Annotated in this window: 15 protein-coding genes; 1 reads left to right on the top strand and 14 read right to left on the bottom strand. The window is 70.9% G+C overall.

Features of this window, described 5'->3' with window-relative positions:
• Positions 1–17 precede the first annotated feature (17 nt).
• The 6 genes from OG730_RS30150 to OG730_RS30125 form a co-directional block, all read right to left on the bottom strand.
• Entirely contained in the window at positions 18–635 is a 618-nt protein-coding gene (locus tag OG730_RS30150) for a DUF4328 domain-containing protein (protein WP_327307181.1), read from the bottom strand.
• Between the two features lie 238 nt (positions 636–873).
• Entirely contained in the window at positions 874–2,466 is a 1,593-nt protein-coding gene (locus OG730_RS30145; RefSeq protein ID WP_327307180.1) for a Na+/H+ antiporter, read from the bottom strand.
• Between the two features lie 191 nt (positions 2,467–2,657).
• Positions 2,658–3,140 carry a GNAT family N-acetyltransferase gene (locus tag OG730_RS30140; protein ID WP_327307179.1) on the bottom strand — a complete coding sequence of 161 codons (483 nt, stop codon included), beginning with the start codon at positions 3,138–3,140 and terminating at the stop codon, positions 2,658–2,660.
• The gene (locus OG730_RS30135; protein ID WP_266909448.1) at positions 3,137–4,078 is read right to left on the bottom strand and encodes an RluA family pseudouridine synthase; all 942 of its coding nucleotides are present in this window, start codon (positions 4,076–4,078) and stop codon (positions 3,137–3,139) included. Before OG730_RS30135 ends, OG730_RS30140 begins: the two co-directional genes overlap by 4 nt.
• A gap of 41 nt (positions 4,079–4,119) precedes the next feature.
• Positions 4,120–4,683: a signal peptidase II gene (gene lspA, locus OG730_RS30130; protein ID WP_243330189.1), complete on the bottom strand. Its 564-nt coding sequence runs from the start codon at positions 4,681–4,683 to the stop codon at positions 4,120–4,122.
• Between the two features lie 213 nt (positions 4,684–4,896).
• Positions 4,897–5,706, bottom strand: coding sequence for a TraR/DksA family transcriptional regulator (locus OG730_RS30125; RefSeq protein WP_327307178.1), 810 nt, complete (start codon positions 5,704–5,706; stop codon positions 4,897–4,899).
• A gap of 632 nt (positions 5,707–6,338) precedes the next feature.
• Between OG730_RS30125 and ileS the strand changes: the two genes are divergently transcribed.
• Positions 6,339–9,485, top strand: a complete 3,147-nt coding sequence (ileS, locus tag OG730_RS30120) for an isoleucine--tRNA ligase (RefSeq protein ID WP_327307177.1) — start codon at positions 6,339–6,341, stop codon at positions 9,483–9,485.
• A 268-nt stretch (positions 9,486–9,753) separates the two neighbouring features.
• Here the strand turns inward: ileS and OG730_RS30115 are convergent, their stop codons facing one another.
• The 8 genes from OG730_RS30115 to murG form a co-directional block, all read right to left on the bottom strand.
• On the bottom strand, positions 9,754–11,019 hold the full coding sequence (locus tag OG730_RS30115) for a DivIVA domain-containing protein (protein WP_327307176.1): 1,266 nt from the start codon (positions 11,017–11,019) through the stop codon (positions 9,754–9,756).
• 82 nt (positions 11,020–11,101) lie between these two features.
• The gene (locus OG730_RS30110) at positions 11,102–11,398 is read right to left on the bottom strand and encodes a YggT family protein (RefSeq protein WP_327307175.1); all 297 of its coding nucleotides are present in this window, start codon (positions 11,396–11,398) and stop codon (positions 11,102–11,104) included.
• Between the two features lie 60 nt (positions 11,399–11,458).
• Positions 11,459–12,079, bottom strand: a complete 621-nt coding sequence (locus tag OG730_RS30105) for a cell division protein SepF (protein WP_327307174.1) — start codon at positions 12,077–12,079, stop codon at positions 11,459–11,461.
• Positions 12,080–12,230: 151 nt separating this feature from the next.
• Positions 12,231–12,950 (bottom strand): YggS family pyridoxal phosphate-dependent enzyme, encoded by a 720-nt coding sequence (locus OG730_RS30100; RefSeq protein ID WP_327307173.1) that lies wholly within the window; start codon positions 12,948–12,950, stop codon positions 12,231–12,233.
• Positions 12,951–12,953: 3 nt separating this feature from the next.
• The gene (gene pgeF, locus OG730_RS30095; protein WP_327307172.1) at positions 12,954–13,685 is read right to left on the bottom strand and encodes a peptidoglycan editing factor PgeF; all 732 of its coding nucleotides are present in this window, start codon (positions 13,683–13,685) and stop codon (positions 12,954–12,956) included.
• Positions 13,682–14,881 carry a cell division protein FtsZ gene (ftsZ, locus tag OG730_RS30090; RefSeq protein WP_243330151.1) on the bottom strand — a complete coding sequence of 400 codons (1,200 nt, stop codon included), beginning with the start codon at positions 14,879–14,881 and terminating at the stop codon, positions 13,682–13,684. The genes pgeF and ftsZ overlap by 4 nt, the downstream gene beginning before the upstream one ends.
• Positions 14,882–15,161: 280 nt before the next feature.
• Positions 15,162–16,034: a cell division protein FtsQ/DivIB gene (locus tag OG730_RS30085; protein ID WP_442815051.1), complete on the bottom strand. Its 873-nt coding sequence runs from the start codon at positions 16,032–16,034 to the stop codon at positions 15,162–15,164.
• A gap of 31 nt (positions 16,035–16,065) precedes the next feature.
• A complete protein-coding gene (gene murG / locus OG730_RS30080) occupies positions 16,066–17,160 on the bottom strand; it encodes an undecaprenyldiphospho-muramoylpentapeptide beta-N-acetylglucosaminyltransferase (RefSeq protein WP_250743753.1) in 1,095 nt (364 codons plus the stop codon).
• Between the last annotated feature and the right edge of the window lie 4 nt (positions 17,161–17,164).

The following is a 17,164-nucleotide window of genomic DNA, read 5'->3' as shown; positions in this document are numbered from 1 at the left end:
CGCTTGCGGCCACCGGGTCAGGCGGTGGCGTTCGGCCCGTGCACGACCCTGACCTCCTGGAGCACGGTCAGCTTGCGCACGAAGAGAACGGCGAGCACGGCGGCCGCCGCGGTGCTCAGGTCCGCCGCCGCACCGAGGGCGAAGTACTCGCTGAACTCCTCGGCCGTCTCCGGCTGGTTCTGAAGTCGGACGTAGATCCTGAGCACCCAGCTGAAGGAGTACAGCACCCACCACGCGGTCACCGGGGAAGCCGAGATCCGGCGGAAGGAGCCGTCGGGCGCGTTCTGGACGCTGGCCTCCCAGGTCTCCAGCGCCACCCGGTACGGGAGCACGAAGTTCGCGATCGGGACGAACCAGCCGCCGATGGCCCAGCCGACGCTCTGGCTGAAGCCGTCGGGGCGGAACGCCTGGCCGTTGAGGCGGACCCGGTGGAACCAGATGAGGAAGACCACGGCCAGCGCCAGCCCGAGGAGGTTCCACCCGGACGCGAGCACCATCTGGAAGTTGTCGACCCAGTCGAGGCGGTCCTCCGCGACGCTCCCGGGATCGGCGATCAGGTCCTCCATCAGCTGCCGGGCGTAAATGCCGGACCCGGCCGACAGGAGCCCGACCCCGGCTTCGAGGGACAGAAGCACGGTCAGCGCCCTCGCCAGCCCCTGCGGTGAACGGAGCCCCCCGGCAGGCTTCGGCAGTGGCGTCGCGGACAACTGGGACATGACGGAGTACCCCCCACGGGAACGTATGACACGTAAAGGGCCACCCGATGGGCGGCCCGAGCCGACCGAAGATATGCCATGGTCATGACCGGCGTCTACGGCCTCCGGTTGCGCAGGCGAACCAGTGAACGCCGCGCCGACACCCACCCCCCAAGATCTACGGATTGCGCAGGCTGCGGACGTCCAGGTGCCGGAGCACCCGGTCGACGATCTCCGGATCGGCGCCCGGTTCGCTGCGCGCGGCCAGCACCTCGTGCCGGGCGGCGGACATCATCTCCCGCTGGATGCGCTGCACGTCGCGGATCCGCTCCACCCGCTTCGCGTACGCCTCCCGCCGCTCCTCGTCCACCATGTCCGGGCTGATCCTGGCGCCCACGTCGTACGCCCTGCGGTAGAGCACCTCCACCAGGTCCTCGGGCAGGTCCTCCACTTCCTCGATCTCCTTCAGCCGCCGCTTCGCGGCCTTGGCGGCGCGGATCGCGAGCGCGCGGGCGATGTCCGCCTCCGCGTCCGTGTCGGCCTCCACGCCGAGCCGGCGGACCAGCCACGGCAGGGTCAGCCCCTGGACCACCAGGGTGCTCATGATCACGGCGAAGGCGATGAAGACGATCTCCTGCCGGGCCGGGAAGGGATCGCCCGCGTCGGTCTTGAAGGGAATGGCGAGCGCGAGCGCCACCGAGGCCACGCCCCGCATGCCCGCCCACCACATCACCACGGACTCCCGCCAGCTCAGCGGGATCTCCTCCTCGTAGTCGCGCCGCGAGTGGAGCCGTTTCGCGAGCCAGCCGGCCGGCAGCAGCCACACCAGCCGTACGCCGACCACCACCGCGACCACGGCCGCCCCCCACCCGGCCATCTCCCAGCCCCGCCCCTGGGCCGACCCGAACACGTGATGCAGCTCCAGCCCGATGAGCCCGAAGGCCACACCGGTGACCAGCATGTCGACGACCTCCCAGAACGTGTGCCCGGCGAGCCGGCCCAGCACGTCGTCGGCGTCGGTCGCGTACTCGGCGAGGAACAGCGCCGTGGTGAGTACGGCCAGCACGCCGGAGCCCGAGAACTCCTCGGCCAGTACGTACGCCACGAACGGCACGAGCAGGGTCAGCCCGATCTGGAGCGTGGCATCGCCGAGCCGCCCCATGAGCCGGTTGGTGGCCCAGCCGAGCCCGAGCCCCACCGCGACGGCCACGACGGCCGACAGCACGAACTCCCCGAGCGCCTCGGGCCAGGAGAAGCTGCCGCTGACGGCGGCGGCGATGGCCACGTGGTAGAGCACGATGGCGGTGACGTCGTTGAAGAGCCCCTCGCCCTCCAGGATCGACACCATGCGCCGGGGCAGCCCGAGCGACCCGGCCACGGCGGTGGCGGCGACGGGGTCGGGCGGGGCCACGAGCGCCCCGAGCGCGACGGCCGCGGCGATCGAGAGCCCCGGCACGAGGGCGTGCGCGGTCCAGGCGACGGCCACCGTGGTCACGAAGACGAGGGCGACGGCCAGCAGCAGGATGGGCCGTACGTTGGCGGCGAACTGCCGCCAGGAGGTCCGCTGCACGGAGGCGTACAGCAGCGGGGGCAGTACGAGCGGCAGGATGTACTCGGGCGGGATGTCGACATTGGGCACCACGGGCACCAGGGCGAGCACCACCCCGCCGAGCGTCATCAACACCGGCGAGGGCAGCCCCAACCGGTCCCCGAGCGGCACCGTCACCACGGCCCCGAGCAACAACACGAACAACAGCAGGAGCTGATCCACTCCCACACACTGCCAGCCACGGCGCCCGGCGCCGCAGACCGCACTGCGTGTCGGACTCCCCCACATCCAGCCTCGCCGGCGTTTGAGGCGCGGGCTCTGGGGCGGAGCCGCAGGGGGTCCGGGCGCAGCCCGGGGAACGGTGGAAGGGAGGGTAGGGGACGGCCCCGCAGGGCTGCTCACCCCCAGCCGGGCTACGGCAGGGCGCGCCGCATGGACCGGTGCGGAATCCCCGCGTCCTGGAACTCCGGCCCGTAGGCCACGTACCCGAGCCGCTCGTAGAACCCCATCGCATGGGTCTGCGCGCCCAGATCAACGGCCGCAAGCCCCAGGCGAACCGCCTCGGCCTCGATCGCCCTGACCAACAGGACCCCGACCCCCAGCCCGCGCGCGGACTTGGTCACGGCCAGCCGTCCGAGCGAGCCGACCTCCGGGGAGCCCGTCTTGCCCAGGGCCCGCGGCCCGTACAGCAGCCGGCCGGTGCCCAGCGGCATCCCGTCCGGCCCCTCGGCCAGCACGTGCACCGCGATCTCGTCGTACGCGTCGTACTCGATCGACTCCGGCACCGACTGCTCGACCACGAACACCTCGGTCCGCACGGCGAAGCAGGCCTTCAGGTCCTCGTCCGTGACGACGACCCGTACGGCGACGCCGCCGGCGCCACCGCCCGCGGTCACTCGCTCTCCTTGCGGATCACGTCCAGCGCGTTCTGCAGGTCCGCCGGGTAGGTGCTCGCGAACTCGACCCACTGCCCGTCCGAGGGGTGCTCGAACCCGAGCCGCACCGCGTGCAGCCACTGCCGGGTGAGCCCGAGGCGCTTGGCGACGGTCGGGTCGGCGCCGTAGGTCAGGTCGCCGACGCAGGGGTGCTTGTGCGCGGCCATGTGCACGCGGATCTGGTGCGTGCGGCCGGTCTCCAGCTTGATGTCCAGCAGCGAGGCGGCGCGGAAGGCCTCGATCAGGTCGTAGTGGGTGACGGAGGGCTTGCCCTCCTGGGTCACGGCCCACTTGTAGTCGGCGGTGGGGTGGCGCCCGATCGGCGCGTCGATCGTGCCGCTCATCGGGTCCGGGTGGCCCTGCACCAGCGCGTGGTAGCGCTTGTCGACGATCCGCTCGCGGAACTGGTTCTTCAGCGAGGTGTACGCGCGCTCGGACTTCGCGACGGCCATCAGGCCGGAGGTGCCGACGTCGAGCCGGTGCACGATGCCCTGGCGCTCGGAGGCACCGGAGGTGGAGATGCGGTACCCGGCGGCGGCGAGGCCGCCGATGACGGTGGTGCCGGTCCAGCCGGGGCTGGGGTGCGCGGCGACGCCGACCGGCTTCATGATGACGACGATGTCGTCGTCGTCATGGACGATCTCCATGCCGGGAACGGGCTCGGCGACGAGCTCGACCTTCCGCGGCGGTTCGGGCATCTCGACTTCGAGCCAGGCGCCACCGTGCACACGCTCGGACTTCCCGACGACACTGCCGTCGACCAGCACCTTTCCCGCGGCCGCGAGTTCGGCCGCCTTCGTCCGGGAAAAACCGAACATACGGGCGATCGCGGCGTCGACGCGCTCGCCCTCGAGGCCATCGGGTACGGGCAGGGTGCGGATCTCGGGAATCGTACTCACCTGTCGAGTATGCAGGACTCGACAGAAGACCATTCCCGCGATCAGTCCTTGTGGACGGTGCCGTCCGGGTCCAGGCCCTTGAAGGACAGCAGCACGATCAGGATCCCGCCGCACACGATCGCCGAGTCCGCGAGGTTGAAGACCGCGAAGTGGGCGGGCGCGATGAAGTCGACCACCGCTCCGCGGAAGACGCCCGGCGAGCGGAAGATCCGGTCGGTCAGGTTGCCCAGCGCCCCGCCCAGCAGCAGGCCCAGCGCGATCGCCCAGGGCAGGCTGTACAGCTTCCGCGCGAGCCGCACGATCACCACGATGACGGTGGCGGCGATGCAGGTGAAGATGATCGTGAAGGCCTCGCCGAAGCCGAAGGCGGCTCCGGGGTTGCGGATCGCGTCGAACTTCAGCAGGTCTCCGATGACCTGGATCGACGGCTGGTGCTCCAGCTTCGCGACGACCAGCATCTTGCTGCCCAGGTCGACCAGGTAGGCGAGAAGCGCCACGACGAGCAGCGCGACGATCCGCCGCCGCCCCTTGGGCGCGGCGGATTCGGGCTGGGTGCCGTCTTCCCCGACCTCCGGCGTACCGATGATGCGCTCCGCCTCTGCCACGTGAGTCCCTCGAACTAGCTCGAACCAGGTTGTAGGACGGCACCGCGCCGACCGACACGAGAGTACGTCAGGGCACCCTTCGGCCGCCGCCCCGGCGTCCGCCCGGGCCGGACCCCGGCCGGAGCCCTCCGACGCGGGCCCGGGGCCCGTGGCGCCCGCCCAGGGCCCTCCGGCGCCCGACCGGGGCCCGACCCCGGCCCGCCCGGTCCCCGCTCAGTGCCGCCGCTCCTGCTTCTGCTTGCAGTCCACGCACAGCGTGGCCCGCGGGAAGGCCTGCATCCGCGCCTTGCCGATAGGCTGTCCGCAGTTCTCGCAGAGGCCGTACGTGCCCGACTCCAGCCGTTCCAGCGCGCGCTCGGTCTGCTCCAGCATCGAATTGGCGTTCGCGGCGAGGGCGAGCTCGGACTCCCGGGTGATGTTCTTGGTCCCGGTGTCGGCCTGGTCGTCGCCGGCGCCGTCGCCGGAGTCCCTCATCAGCCCGGAGATGGCCGCGTCGGAGGCCTGGAGCTCGGCGCGCAGCCGCAGCACCTCGCTCTCCAGCTCGGCCCGCGCGTCGGCGACCTCGTCCGGGGTCCAGGGGTCCTCGCCGGGCCGTACGGCGAGCTCGCCGGGGGCCAGGCCCGCGGTGCCCCGCGCCTTCGGCAGCCCGCTGGTCGCGGCCGTGGCCGTCTTCCTGGCCGTGCCGGTGCTCTTCTTGGCAACCACTTTCCGGGCTCCCGTCTCGTGCGCGGCCTGCGCCGCCCCCTCGGCCCCGGCCGTCTTGGCCGCGGCCTTCTTCGCGGCCGTCTTGGTCGCGGCCGTCTTGGTCGCGGCCGTCTTCTTCACGACCGTCGTCTTCGCGACCGTCTTCTTCGTGGCGGCCTTCTTCGTGGCGGCCGCCTTCTTCCCGGCGGCAGCACCTTCCACCGGTCCGGCCTCCGGATCCGGGGCCGTCACCTCCGTCACCGGCTCCTGCGCCGGCTCCTCCGCAGCCTTCCCGACAGCCTTCTTGGCAGTACTCCCGGCGGTCTTCTTCGCCACCATGGCCGCGGCCCCTTCACATACTGTGATCATTGCTCGCGAATCGTGCCGGAACGATAAATCGGCTCCGGCCCCGCGGCAACGGGGCACGCGTCCATCGAGGTCAACCTGCATCCGTTGTGCCCAGCGGGGAGCCCGGTAATCCGCCCCACCCGCCCCGCCGCACCCCGGAGCGCCCCGTCGGCCCATTCGGGTCAATCGGGTCTCGGAGCCGGGCCCGGTCCCGGACCGGTTCCGACCCCCGGCACGGACCCCGGCCCGCGCCCCGCCCGGACCCCCGCGCCACGCCCCGTAAACCGGTCTGCCGAGCGGCCCCCCGGCCCGTACACTGGGCCCAGCGAGAGGCATGGATGGGGACGAGTAGCGTCGGACGCAGCCAGGAGCGACCCGGGGACGGTGAGAGCCCGGGGGCGAGCGCGATGTGAAGGATCACCCCTGAGCCGCCGGAAGAAAGCCCACCGGGATTCCCGTAGGGCGAGTAGAACCGGCTTCGCACCCCAATGAGGGGGCCGACGGACCACAGGTCCGCAGGCCAAGGAGGGTGGTACCGCGGGAGCAGCAGGTCCTTCGAAACGAGGGCGGCTCTCGTCCCTCCGGACGGAAGTGACACCCCGCCGGAGGAAGAGTTCAGCCTCATGACCACACCGCCGCAGTACCGCCCGGTACCCGCCCAGGTCGACCTGCCTGCCCTCGAGCACGCGGTCCTCGACTTCTGGCGCGAGAGCAAGACCTTCGCCAAGACCCTGGAGCAGTCCGAGGGACGCCCCGAGTGGGTCTTCTACGAGGGCCCGCCCACCGCGAACGGCATGCCCGGCGCGCACCACATCGAGGCCCGCGTCTTCAAGGACGTCTTCCCCCGGTTCCGCACCATGCGCGGCTACCACGTGGCCCGCAAGGCCGGCTGGGACTGCCACGGCCTGCCCGTCGAGCTCGCCGTCGAGAAGGAACTGGGCTTCAACGGCAAGAAGGACATCGAGGCGTACGGCATCGCCGAGTTCAACGCCAAGTGCCGCGAGTCGGTGACCCGCCACACCGACGCCTTCACCGAGCTCACGAACCGGATGGGCTACTGGGTCGACCTGGACGACGCCTACCGCACCATGGACCCCGAGTACGTCGAGTCCGTGTGGTGGTCGCTGAAGGAGATCTTCAACAAGGGCCTGCTCACCCAGGACCACCGCGTGGCCCCCTGGTGCCCCCGCTGCGGCACCGGCCTCTCGGACCACGAGCTGGCCCAGGGCTACGAGACGGTCGTCGACCCCTCGGTCTACGTCCGCTTCCCGCTGACCTCCGGCCCCCTCGCGGGCGAGGCGGCGCTCCTGGTCTGGACGACCACCCCCTGGACCCTGGTGTCCAACACCGCGGTGGCCGCGCACCCGGACGTCGCCTACGTCGTCGCCACCAATGGCGAGGAGAAGGTGGTCGTCGCCGCGCCGCTGCTGGAGAAGTCCCTCGGCGAGGGCTGGGAGGCCACCGGCGAGTCCTTCACGGGCAAGGAGATGGAGCGCTGGACGTACCAGCGCCCCTTCGACCTGGTCGAGTTCCCCGCCCCCGCCCACTACGTCGTGAACGCCGAGTACGTCACGACCGAGGACGGCACCGGTCTGGTCCACCAGTCCCCCGCCTTCGGCGCCGACGACCTCGCGGTCTGCCGCGCGTACGGCCTGCCGGTCGTGAACCCGGTCCGCCCCGACGGCACCTTCGAGGAGGAGGTTCCGCTCGTCGGCGGCGTCTTCTTCAAGAAGGCCGACGAGAAGCTGACCGCCGACCTCGACGCGCGCGGCCTGCTCTTCAAGCACATCGCCTACGAGCACAGCTACCCGCACTGCTGGCGCTGCCACACCGCCCTGCTCTACTACGCGCAGCCGTCCTGGTACGTCCGCACCACCGCCGTCAAGGACGCGATGCTGCGGGAGAACGAGAAGACCAACTGGTTCCCGGACTCCGTCAAGCAGGGCCGCTTCGGCGACTGGCTGAACAACAACATCGACTGGGCGCTGTCCCGCAACCGCTACTGGGGCACCCCGCTGCCCATCTGGCGCTGCGAGGAGAACCACCTCACCTGCGTCGGTTCCCTGTCCGAGCTGAGCGAGCTGACGGGCACGGACCAGTCGAACCTGGACCCGCACCGCCCGTACATCGACGAGGTCACCTTCCCCTGCACGGCCGAGGGCTGCGAGCTCACCTCCGTCCGCGTGCCCGAGGTCATCGACGCCTGGTACGACTCGGGTTCGATGCCGTTCGCGCAGTGGGGCTACCCGCACAAGAACAAGGAGATCTTCGAGAAGCGCTACCCGGCGCAGTTCATCTCGGAGGCCATCGACCAGACGCGCGGGTGGTTCTACACGCTGATGGCGGTCGGCACCCTCGTCTTCGACAAGTCCTCCTACGAGAACGTGGTCTGCCTGGGCCACATCCTCGCCGAGGACGGCCGCAAGATGTCCAAGCACCTGGGCAACACCCTCGAACCGATCCAGCTGATGGACACTCACGGCGCGGACGCCGTGCGCTGGTTCATGGCGGCCGGCGGCTCCCCGTGGGCGGCGCGCCGCGTCGGCCACGGCACCATCCAGGAGGTCGTCCGCAAGACGCTCCTTACGTACTGGAACACGGTCGCCTTCCAGGCCCTGTACGCCCGCACGTCGAACTGGGCCCCCTCGGCCTCCGACCCGGCGCCCGCGGACCGCCCGGTCCTGGACCGCTGGCTGCTCTCGGAGCTGCACACCCTCACGACCGAGGTCACCGAGGCGATGGAGTCGTACGACACCCAGCGCGCCGGCAAGCTGCTCTCCTCCTTCGTGGACGACCTCTCCAACTGGTACGTGCGCCGCTCGCGGCGCCGCTTCTGGCAGGGCGACGCGGCCGCGCTGCGCACCCTGCACGAGGTGGTGGAGACGGTCACCCGCCTCCTCGCCCCCCTCACCCCCTTCATCACGGAGCGGGTCTGGCAGGACATGGTCGTCCCGGTCACCCCGGACGCCCCGGAGTCGGTGCACCTGACCACGTGGCCGGTCCCGGACGCCTCGGCGATCGACCCGGAGCTGTCCCGGCAGATGCTGCTGGTACGCCGCCTCGTGGAGCTGGGCCGCGCGACGCGCGCCGAGTCGGGCGTGAAGACCCGCCAGCCGCTGTCCCGCGCGCTGGTCGCCGTATCGGGCTTCGAGACGCTCTCCCCCGAGCTGCACTCGCAGATCACGGAGGAGCTGAACGTCTCCTCGCTGGCCTCCCTCTCGGAGGTCGGCGGATCCCTGGTCGACACCACGGCCAAGGCGAACTTCCGTGCGCTGGGCAAGCGGTTCGGCAAGGGCGTGCAGGACGTGGCGAAGGCGGTGGCCGCGGCCGACGCCGCGGCGCTGTCGCTGGCCCTGCGCGCCGGGGAGGCCTCGGTGGAGGTGAACGGCGAGACCGTCGCCCTCACCCCCGAGGAGGTCATCATCACGGAGACCCCGCGCGAGGGCTGGTCGGTGGCCTCCGACTCCGGCGCGACGGTCGCCCTGGACCTGGAGATCACCCCGGAGCTCCGGCTGGCGGGCCTGGCCCGTGACGCGATCCGCCTGATCCAGGAGGCCCGGAAGAACTCCGGCCTGGACGTCGCGGACCGGATCGCCCTGCGCTGGTCCTCGTCGGACCCGGAGCTGGTGACGGCCCTGACCGACCACGCGACGCTGATCGCGGACGAGGTCCTGGCCACGGACTACGCCTCCGGCGAGGCGGACGCGTCGTACGGCGACCCGTTCGAGGACGAGCCCCTCGGCCTGACCTTCCGCCTCCGCAAGGCGTAGCACCCCGGCCGAAGCGGCCCGCGTCCCCCGGCCAGGGGGGTGCGGGCCGCTTCGCGTTTCCCCTACCCGCCCTTCCACCGTTCCCCGGGTTCCGCCCGGACCCCGTACGTGCGCTCCGCGCTCGGCCGAATCCAGCCTCGCCGGCGTTTGAGGCGCGGGGTCCGGGGCGGAGCCCCAGGGGGTCCGGGCGGTACGCGGAAACGGGCCGGGCCCGGTGCCCCCGAAGGGGAACCGGGCCCGGCCCGTGCCGTCTGCCGACGGATACCGCTTAGTTGTCGTCCTCGTCGATCAGGAAGCCCCGCATGGGAGACGGCGCCTGCTGCATCGGCTGCGGAGCAGCCGGCCGCACCGGAGCCATCGGCTGCGTCATCGCCGGGGACATCTGCTGCTGGCCGCCACCGTAGGAGGGGGCCATCGGGGACGGACCACCCATCGGGGAGGGGCCGCCACCCATGGACGGACCGCCCATGGAGTGCATCGCACCGGCCGGAGCCATCGACGGGGTCGGCGACGGCGGCAGCGCGGGACCGGCGGGGTTCCGCGGCGGAGCCAGCGAGTCGTCGGCCTGCGTCTCCAGCTGGCGCAGCTGCGATTCCAGGTAGGACTTCAGACGGGTGCGGTACTCACGCTCGAAGCCCCGCAGGTCCTCGACCTTGCGCTCCAGCGTGGCGCGGGCGGACTCCAGGGAGCCCATCGCGACGCGGTGCTTCTCCTGCGCGTCCCGCTCCAGCGCGTCGGCCTTGGCACGGGCGTCCCGCTCCAGGCCCTCGGCGCGCGACCGGGCCTCGCCGACGATCTTGTTGGCCTCGGAGCGGGCCTCCGCGATCGCCTGGTCCGCGGTCTGCTGCGCGAGCGACAGGACGCGGGCGGCGCTGTCGCCACCGGGACCCTGCTGCGGGAGCTGCTGCGGCTGCTGGTGCATCTGCTGGCCCATCGGCTGCATCTGCTGCCCCATGGGCTGCATCTGCTGGCCCATCTGCTGGCCCATCTGCTGGCCGAGCGGGTTCTGGCCGCCCATGGACTGCTGCTGCATGGGGTTGCCCATCGGGCCGGGGCCCTGCTGGCCCATGCCCTGCTGGCCCATCTGCTGCTGGCCCATCTGCTGCTGGCCCATCTGCTGCTGCCCACCCATGGTGTGCTGCTGCATGGGGTTGCCCATCGGGCCGGGGCCCTGCTGGCCGTGCCCGCCGGGACCGGCCGGAAGCTGGGGCGGGCCGCCCGGAAGCTGCGGCTGACCCATCTGGGGCTGCTGCTGCGGGGGGCCGGATATGGCCGCGGGCACGGGGGCGCCGGGGCCACGCTGGCCTCCACCGTCCTGGGGGTCCGGCTTGCGCATGCCCTGCTGCTGGTTCTGCGCGGCGGCACGCGTGGCGGCCGCCAGCTTGGCGCGCAGGTCCTCGTTCTCGCGCAGCAGGCGCGTCAGTTCGGACTCGACCTCGTCGAGGAAGGCGTCGACCTCGTCCTCGTCGTAGCCCTCTCGCAGGCGGACGGTCGTGAACTGCTTGTTCCGCACGTCCTCGGGAGTCAGCGGCATGTCTTCTTCACCTCTACGTAGTCGTCGGCAGTCGGCAGGACCGTATCGGGACTGTCCCCGCGCCTGCGGGGAAGCTCATCGTTCACACGCTTCTCGCAGCGGTGCTCACGAAACTGATGAGGATGTAAACGATGATCATCAGAACGAAGAAGGACAGGTCGAGTGCCACGCCCCCGAGACGCAACGGCGGGATGAGCCGCCGAAGAAGCTTGAGCGGTGGATCGGTGACAGTGTAGGTGGCCTCCAGAACGACCACCATCGCCTTGCCGGGTGTCCATGAACGTGCGAACTGGAACACGTAGTCCATGACCAGTCGGAAGATCAGCACGATGAGGAAGCACATCAGCGCGATGTAAACCACTTCGAGTGCGACGCCCATCCCGCGCTTCCCTCTCCCCTGCTTCCGCCCTGTACCCGGTCCCGTATCTGACGGATCGGTCTAGCTTTGGTTGAAGAACCCGCCCTCCGCGATGCGGGCCTTGTCCTCCGCCGTGACATCGACGTTAGCAGGAGACAGCAGGAACACCTTCTGTGTCACGCGTTCAATGCTGCCGTGCAGACCGAAGACAAGACCGGCGGCGAAGTCGACCAGACGCTTCGCGTCGGTGTCGTCCATCTCCGTGAGATTCATGATCACCGGAGTGCCCTCACGGAAGTGTTCCCCGATGGTACGGGCCTCGTTGTAGGTCCGGGGGTGCAGCGTCGTGATGCGGTACGGCTCCCGCTCGGAGACGACCTTGGGCATGATCACGGGGGCGTTCTTCTCCAGATTCGAGCGATCGGGTGTGATGGACGCCACGGGGGCGATTCGCGCAGGACGTCCGTTTTCAACCGGCATTGAGAGGGGTTCTCTTGGTGCCGGAGGCTGGGCAACTCGTACCGGTTCGTCCGATACGGGCGTTTGATGCGAAACGGGCTGCTGCCGGCGGTCCCGCTCGCGCGGCCGCTCCGGCTCCGGCTCGGGTTCGAACTCGTCGTCGGGGTCGTACCCCGGGTTGTCGTACCGGTCGTCCTCCACGAGGCCGAGGTAGACCGCCATCTTGCGCATCGCGCCGGCCATTCTCTGAGTCCTCCGCTCTGTGGTGGATCGCCCTGTCGCAGGTGTCTCGCCGTGTCACGAATGTCACCAACTGCCCGCGATCCACGTGGCCTGTCCGCTCATCAGCGGAAATGACCATATTTTCTGCTGTGGTCCGACTTTCTTCGCGACGTTACCCGAGCCGGGGTCTCGCGCCGAGTACCGCAGTGCCGACGCGTACATGTGTCGCACCGGCCGCAACGGCCTGTTCCAGGTCTGCGCTCATCCCGGCCGAGACCATCGTGGCAGCCGGATGGTCCGCGCGCAGGCGGGATGACAATTCCACCAGCCGCTCGAAGGCCGCTTGTTCGCGTCCCGCGTAGCGCCCGGCCAGCGGAGCGACCGTCATGAGGCCCTCGATGCGCAGTCCGGGGGCCGCCGCCACGAGGTCCGCCAACTCGGCGAGCTGCTCGGGCGCCACTCCGCCGCGGGCCCCCCGTTCGCCCGACTCGGCGTCGAGGGCGATCTGCACCAGGCAGCCCAGTTCCCGTCCGGCGCCCTCCGCGGCCGCCGAGAGGGCGGTGACGAGCTTGGGGCGGTCGACGGACTGCACGAGGTGCGCGTATCCCGCCACCGAACGGACTTTGTTCGTCTGCAACTGGCCGACGAAGTGCCAGGTGAGGGGCAGATCCGCACAGGCCTCGGCCTTGGGGGCCGCATCCTGGTCCCGGTTTTCCGCCACGTGACGGACACCCAGGTCCGCCAGCAGTCGTACGTCGCTCGCCGGGTAGGTCTTGGTGACCACGATGAGGGTCACCTCTTCCCGCTTGCGGCCGGCGGCCGCGCAGGCGGCCCCGATCCGCCCCTCCACCCGCGCGAGGTTCTCGGCGAGCTCGGACTTACGATCCGTCATTCTTCAGTCCAACCAGACATATCCGGCAAGCCGCCCGGTCATCCGGTCGCGGCGGTACGAGAAGTGGTCCCGCGACTCCAGTGTGCAGAACGGGGAACGGCCGAGGTCGGCCACCCCCGCCTCCGCGAGCTGCGCGTGCACCCCGGCCACCACGTCGACGGCCGGTGTTCCCCAGCTCGTCTCGGCGTACGCGGCCGGCACCACCTCGGCGACCGCCTCCCGCATCTCGGCGGGAACCTCGTAACAGCGTCCGCACACCGCCGGCCCGGTACGGGCCACCATGCGCCCGGGGTCGGCTCCGAGCGAGACCATCGCCTCGACGGCGGCGCCCACGACTCCGGCGACCAGCCCGGGCCGCCCGGCGTGGGCGGCTCCCGCGATGCCGGCGACGGGGTCGGCCAGCAGGACGGGCGTGCAGTCGGCGGTGAGGACCGCGAGGGGGAGCCCCCGACGTGCGGTCACCACCGCGTCCACCGAAGGAACCTGCCGCTCCGGGCCCCACGGACCGTCGACCACGGCCACGTCGCGGCCGTGCACCTGGTTCATCCAGACGACCAGGTCCGGCGCGATGCCCAGCGCCTTCGCCGCGGCGGCCCGGTTCGCACGAACGGCGGCCGGGTCGTCTCCGACCGCGCCGCCGAGATTGAGCTCCTCGTACGGAACGGCGCTCACCCCGCCCCACCGGTCGGTGAAGGCGAAGTGGGCGCCGCTCTCGCTGTACTGCTCCAGGGTCACTTCAAGAAATCCGGGACGTCCAGTTCCTCGGCCGGGCTGTCCTGGTACGGCCGGGCCGTCGGGACCTGCGGGGCCGGAGCCTCGGCGACCGGGACCGGCTCGCTGCGGACCGGCTCCTCGCGCGGGGTGACCGAGCCGAGTCCGCCGAAGGCCGGGCGGGCCGGCTCGGCGGCACGGACCGGAGCCGGGGCCGGCTCCTCGCGCTTGGTGGAGGCCGCGCCGATGACGTTGTCGCGGCGGGCCGGGGGCTGTCCGCCGTCGAACCCGGCCGCGATGACGGTGACCCGTACCTCGTCGCCGAGCGCGTCGTCGATGACGGCTCCGAAGATGATGTTCGCCTCGGGGTGCGCGGCCTCGCTCACCAGCTGCGCGGCCTCGTTGATCTCGAAGAGACCGAGGTCCGAGCCACCGGAGATGGAGAGCAGCACGCCGCGGGCGCCGTCGATGGACGCCTCCAGCAGCGGCGAGGAGATCGCCATCTCGGCGGCGGCCACCGCGCGGTCGTCGCCGCGGGCCGAGCCGATGCCCATCAGGGCCGAGCCTGCCTCGGACATCACGGACTTGACGTCCGCGAAGTCGAGGTTGATCAGACCCGGGGTGGTGATCAGGTCGGTGATGCCCTGGACGCCGGACAGCAGGACCTGGTCCGCCGACTTGAAGGCGTCGAGCACGCTGACCTGGCGGTCCGAGATGGACAGCAGGCGGTCGTTGGGGATGACGATGAGGGTGTCGACCTGCTCACGGAGCTGGGCGATGCCGTCCTCGGCCTGGTTCGCGCGGCGTCGGCCCTCGAAGGTGAACGGCCGGGTGACCACACCGATCGTCAGGGCGCCGAGCGAACGCGCGATGTTGGCGACGACGGGTGCGCCGCCCGTTCCGGTGCCGCCGCCTTCACCGGCGGTGACGAAGACCATGTCGGCCCCCTTGAGGACCTCCTCGATCTCCTCGCGGTGGTCCTCCGCGGCCTTGCGGCCGACATCGGGGTTGGCGCCTGCGCCAAGGCCCCGGGTGAGTTCGCGGCCGACGTCGAGCTTGACGTCGGCGTCGCTCATCAACAGCGCCTGGGCGTCTGTGTTGATGGCGATGAACTCGACGCCCTTGAGACCGACCTCGATCATTCGGTTGATGGCATTGACACCACCGCCGCCGACACCGATGACCTTGATGACTGCGAGGTAGTTCTGCGGTGCTGCCACGTCGAAGGCCTCTCGCCTCGAGTTACGTGTCGTTCGCCTCGCGGGCCTGCGGTGCGACGACTGATGCCGAAATTGGGACGGTTCGTACGCGCCGACCCGAACCCTAACCCTGAAGTTTAGGGTTATGAGTGTGTCTGTTCCTTGGACTCTTCCGAACAGGACACTAAGTCGACAAGTAGCGCGTGTTCAACGAACACGCCGAACCTCCCGTTTTTCTTTTCACCCTATGTGATCACCCGTATCGGTGGCCAACCAGGGTGCGACGCTGTTCGACCGGACGTCAACTACCGGACACCGCCGGGGCGGTGGGGACACTCACGTCGAATCGGTCAGCCTTGGGCGAGGCCTTCAGCAGCGCTGTCAGCGCGCGGCCCTTCGCCTCGCCCTGTTCGCCGCTCCCCCACACCACCGACCGGCCGCCGCTCAACTCCAGTACCACCGAGTCGTAGGACCGGACCTTGACCTGCGCGGTCTCCTTGCGGACGGATTCCGGGAGGACTCCGGCGATCTGGACGGCCTCGCGCAGCAGCCGTTCCTCGTCGAAACGGCGGCCGCTCGGAGACTGCTTGGAGCTCAGTTCGAGGAGCGGAACGCCCGCCGGCGCCTGTCCGACCGTGTCGAATCGCACACCGGAAGCGTCCACTTCGACGAACTGTGCGCCCTTCTTGATGAGCAGAACGGGTTTGCGTTCCGTCACCTTCAATCCGATTCCGTGCGGCCAGGCCCGCACCACATCGACCGAATCGATGCGGGGCAGGCGGCCGCGGAGCCGGGCTTCGATCTCGTCGGTGTCCACGGACACCAGGGGGGCGCCGACGGGGACGGCCGCCGCCGCCAGCACCTGCTCCCGGGTCAGGACCTCGGTGCCGGTGGCGGTGACCTTCTCGACCCGGAGCCAGGAGGAGCCGTAGAGCACCCAGGTGCAGCCGGCGGCCAGGAGCAGTGCGAGGAGCACCCCGGCGACCACGAGGGGACCCCGGCGCAGCCCTCCCGGGAGCCCGCCGGGGCGCGGCCCGCGGGGTCCCCCGGGGCCGGAGCCCTTGGGCGGCTTCGGCGGCTTGGGGGCCTTGGGGGTCCCCAGCCGCTTGAGGGGGCCGGAGCCCTTCCCGGCGGCTCCCGGACCGCCACGCTGCGCGGTGCTCGCTCCGGCCACTCCTGTGCCTCCTGCGTCGGTGCTTCCCGCGTCAGCGGGCTCTGTTGGCTGCGATCGCCTCGTACACCATGCCGACGAGCAGCTCGTCGGCGTCCCGCCGGCCGAACTCGGCGGCGGCGCGTGACATCTCGTACAGCCGGTGCGGGTCGGCGAGCACCGGGAGGACCTGGCTGAGCACCCACTGGGGCGTCAGTTCCGCGTCGTCCACGAGCAGGCCGCCGCCGGCCTTGACCACCGGCTGGGCGTTGAGCCGCTGTTCGCCGTTGCCGATCGGCAGCGGGACGTAGGCGGCGGGCAGCCCGACGGCGGACAGTTCGGCGACGGTCATCGCGCCCGCGCGGCAGAGCATCATGTCGGCGGCGGCGTACGCGAGATCCATCCGGTCCACGTACGGTACCGGCACATAAGGCGGCATCCCGGGCATGTTGTCGACACGCGGCAGTTCGTTCTTCGGGCCGACCGCGTGCAGGATCTGGACCCCGGAGCGCTGGAGGGTCGGCGCGACCTGCTCGATCACCTCGTTGAGGCGCCGGGCGCCCTGCGAGCCGCCGGAGACCAGCAGCGTCGGCAGGTTGGGGTCCAGGCCGAAGGCGGCGCGCGCCTCCGGGCGGACCAGCGCCCGGTCGAGGGTGGAGATGGAGCGGCGCAGCGGGATGCCCACGTAGCGGGCGCCGCGGAGCTTGCTGTCGGGGGTGGAGACCGCGACGGCGAAGGCGTACCGGGATCCGATCTTATTGGCCAGTCCGGGCCGGGCATTGGCCTCGTGGACGATGATCGGCACCCCGAGGCGCTTGGCCGCGAGGTAGCCGGGCAGGGCCACGTAGCCGCCGAAGCCGACCACGCAGTCGGCCTTGGTGCGGATCAGGATCTCCTCCGCGGCCTTGATGGTGCCGCGCAGCCGTCCTGGGACGGTGATCAGCTCGGGCGTGGGCCTACGGGGCAACGGAACGGCCGGGATGAGTCCCAGCTCGTAGCCGCGCTCGGGCACCAGGCGGGTTTCGAGTCCGCGTTCGGTGCCGAGGGCGGTGATGCCCACGGAAGGGTCCTGCCTGCGCAGGGCGTCCGCGAGGGCCAGCGCCGGCTCGATGTGGCCGGCGGTCCCCCCACCGGCGAGTACGACATGCACCGAA

This window comes from Streptomyces sp. NBC_01298 (genome assembly GCF_035978755.1).
GTDB lineage: Bacteria > Actinomycetota > Actinomycetes > Streptomycetales > Streptomycetaceae > Streptomyces.
This window is presented reverse-complemented; position numbering and strand designations above follow the sequence as displayed.

Excerpts from the sequence above, each read along its gene's own strand:
- OG730_RS30125 (WP_327307178.1), bottom strand. The coding sequence starts at position 5,706 with ATGGTGGCGAAGAAGACCGCCGGGAGTACTGCCAAGAAGGCTGTCGGG.
- ileS (WP_327307177.1), top strand. The coding sequence starts at position 6,339 with ATGACCACACCGCCGCAGTACCGCCCGGTACCCGCCCAGGTCGACCTG.
- OG730_RS30115 (WP_327307176.1), bottom strand. The coding sequence starts at position 11,019 with ATGCCGCTGACTCCCGAGGACGTGCGGAACAAGCAGTTCACGACCGTC.
- OG730_RS30110 (WP_327307175.1), bottom strand. The coding sequence starts at position 11,398 with ATGGGCGTCGCACTCGAAGTGGTTTACATCGCGCTGATGTGCTTCCTC.
- OG730_RS30105 (WP_327307174.1), bottom strand. The coding sequence starts at position 12,079 with ATGGCCGGCGCGATGCGCAAGATGGCGGTCTACCTCGGCCTCGTGGAG.
- OG730_RS30100 (WP_327307173.1), bottom strand. The coding sequence starts at position 12,950 with ATGACGGATCGTAAGTCCGAGCTCGCCGAGAACCTCGCGCGGGTGGAG.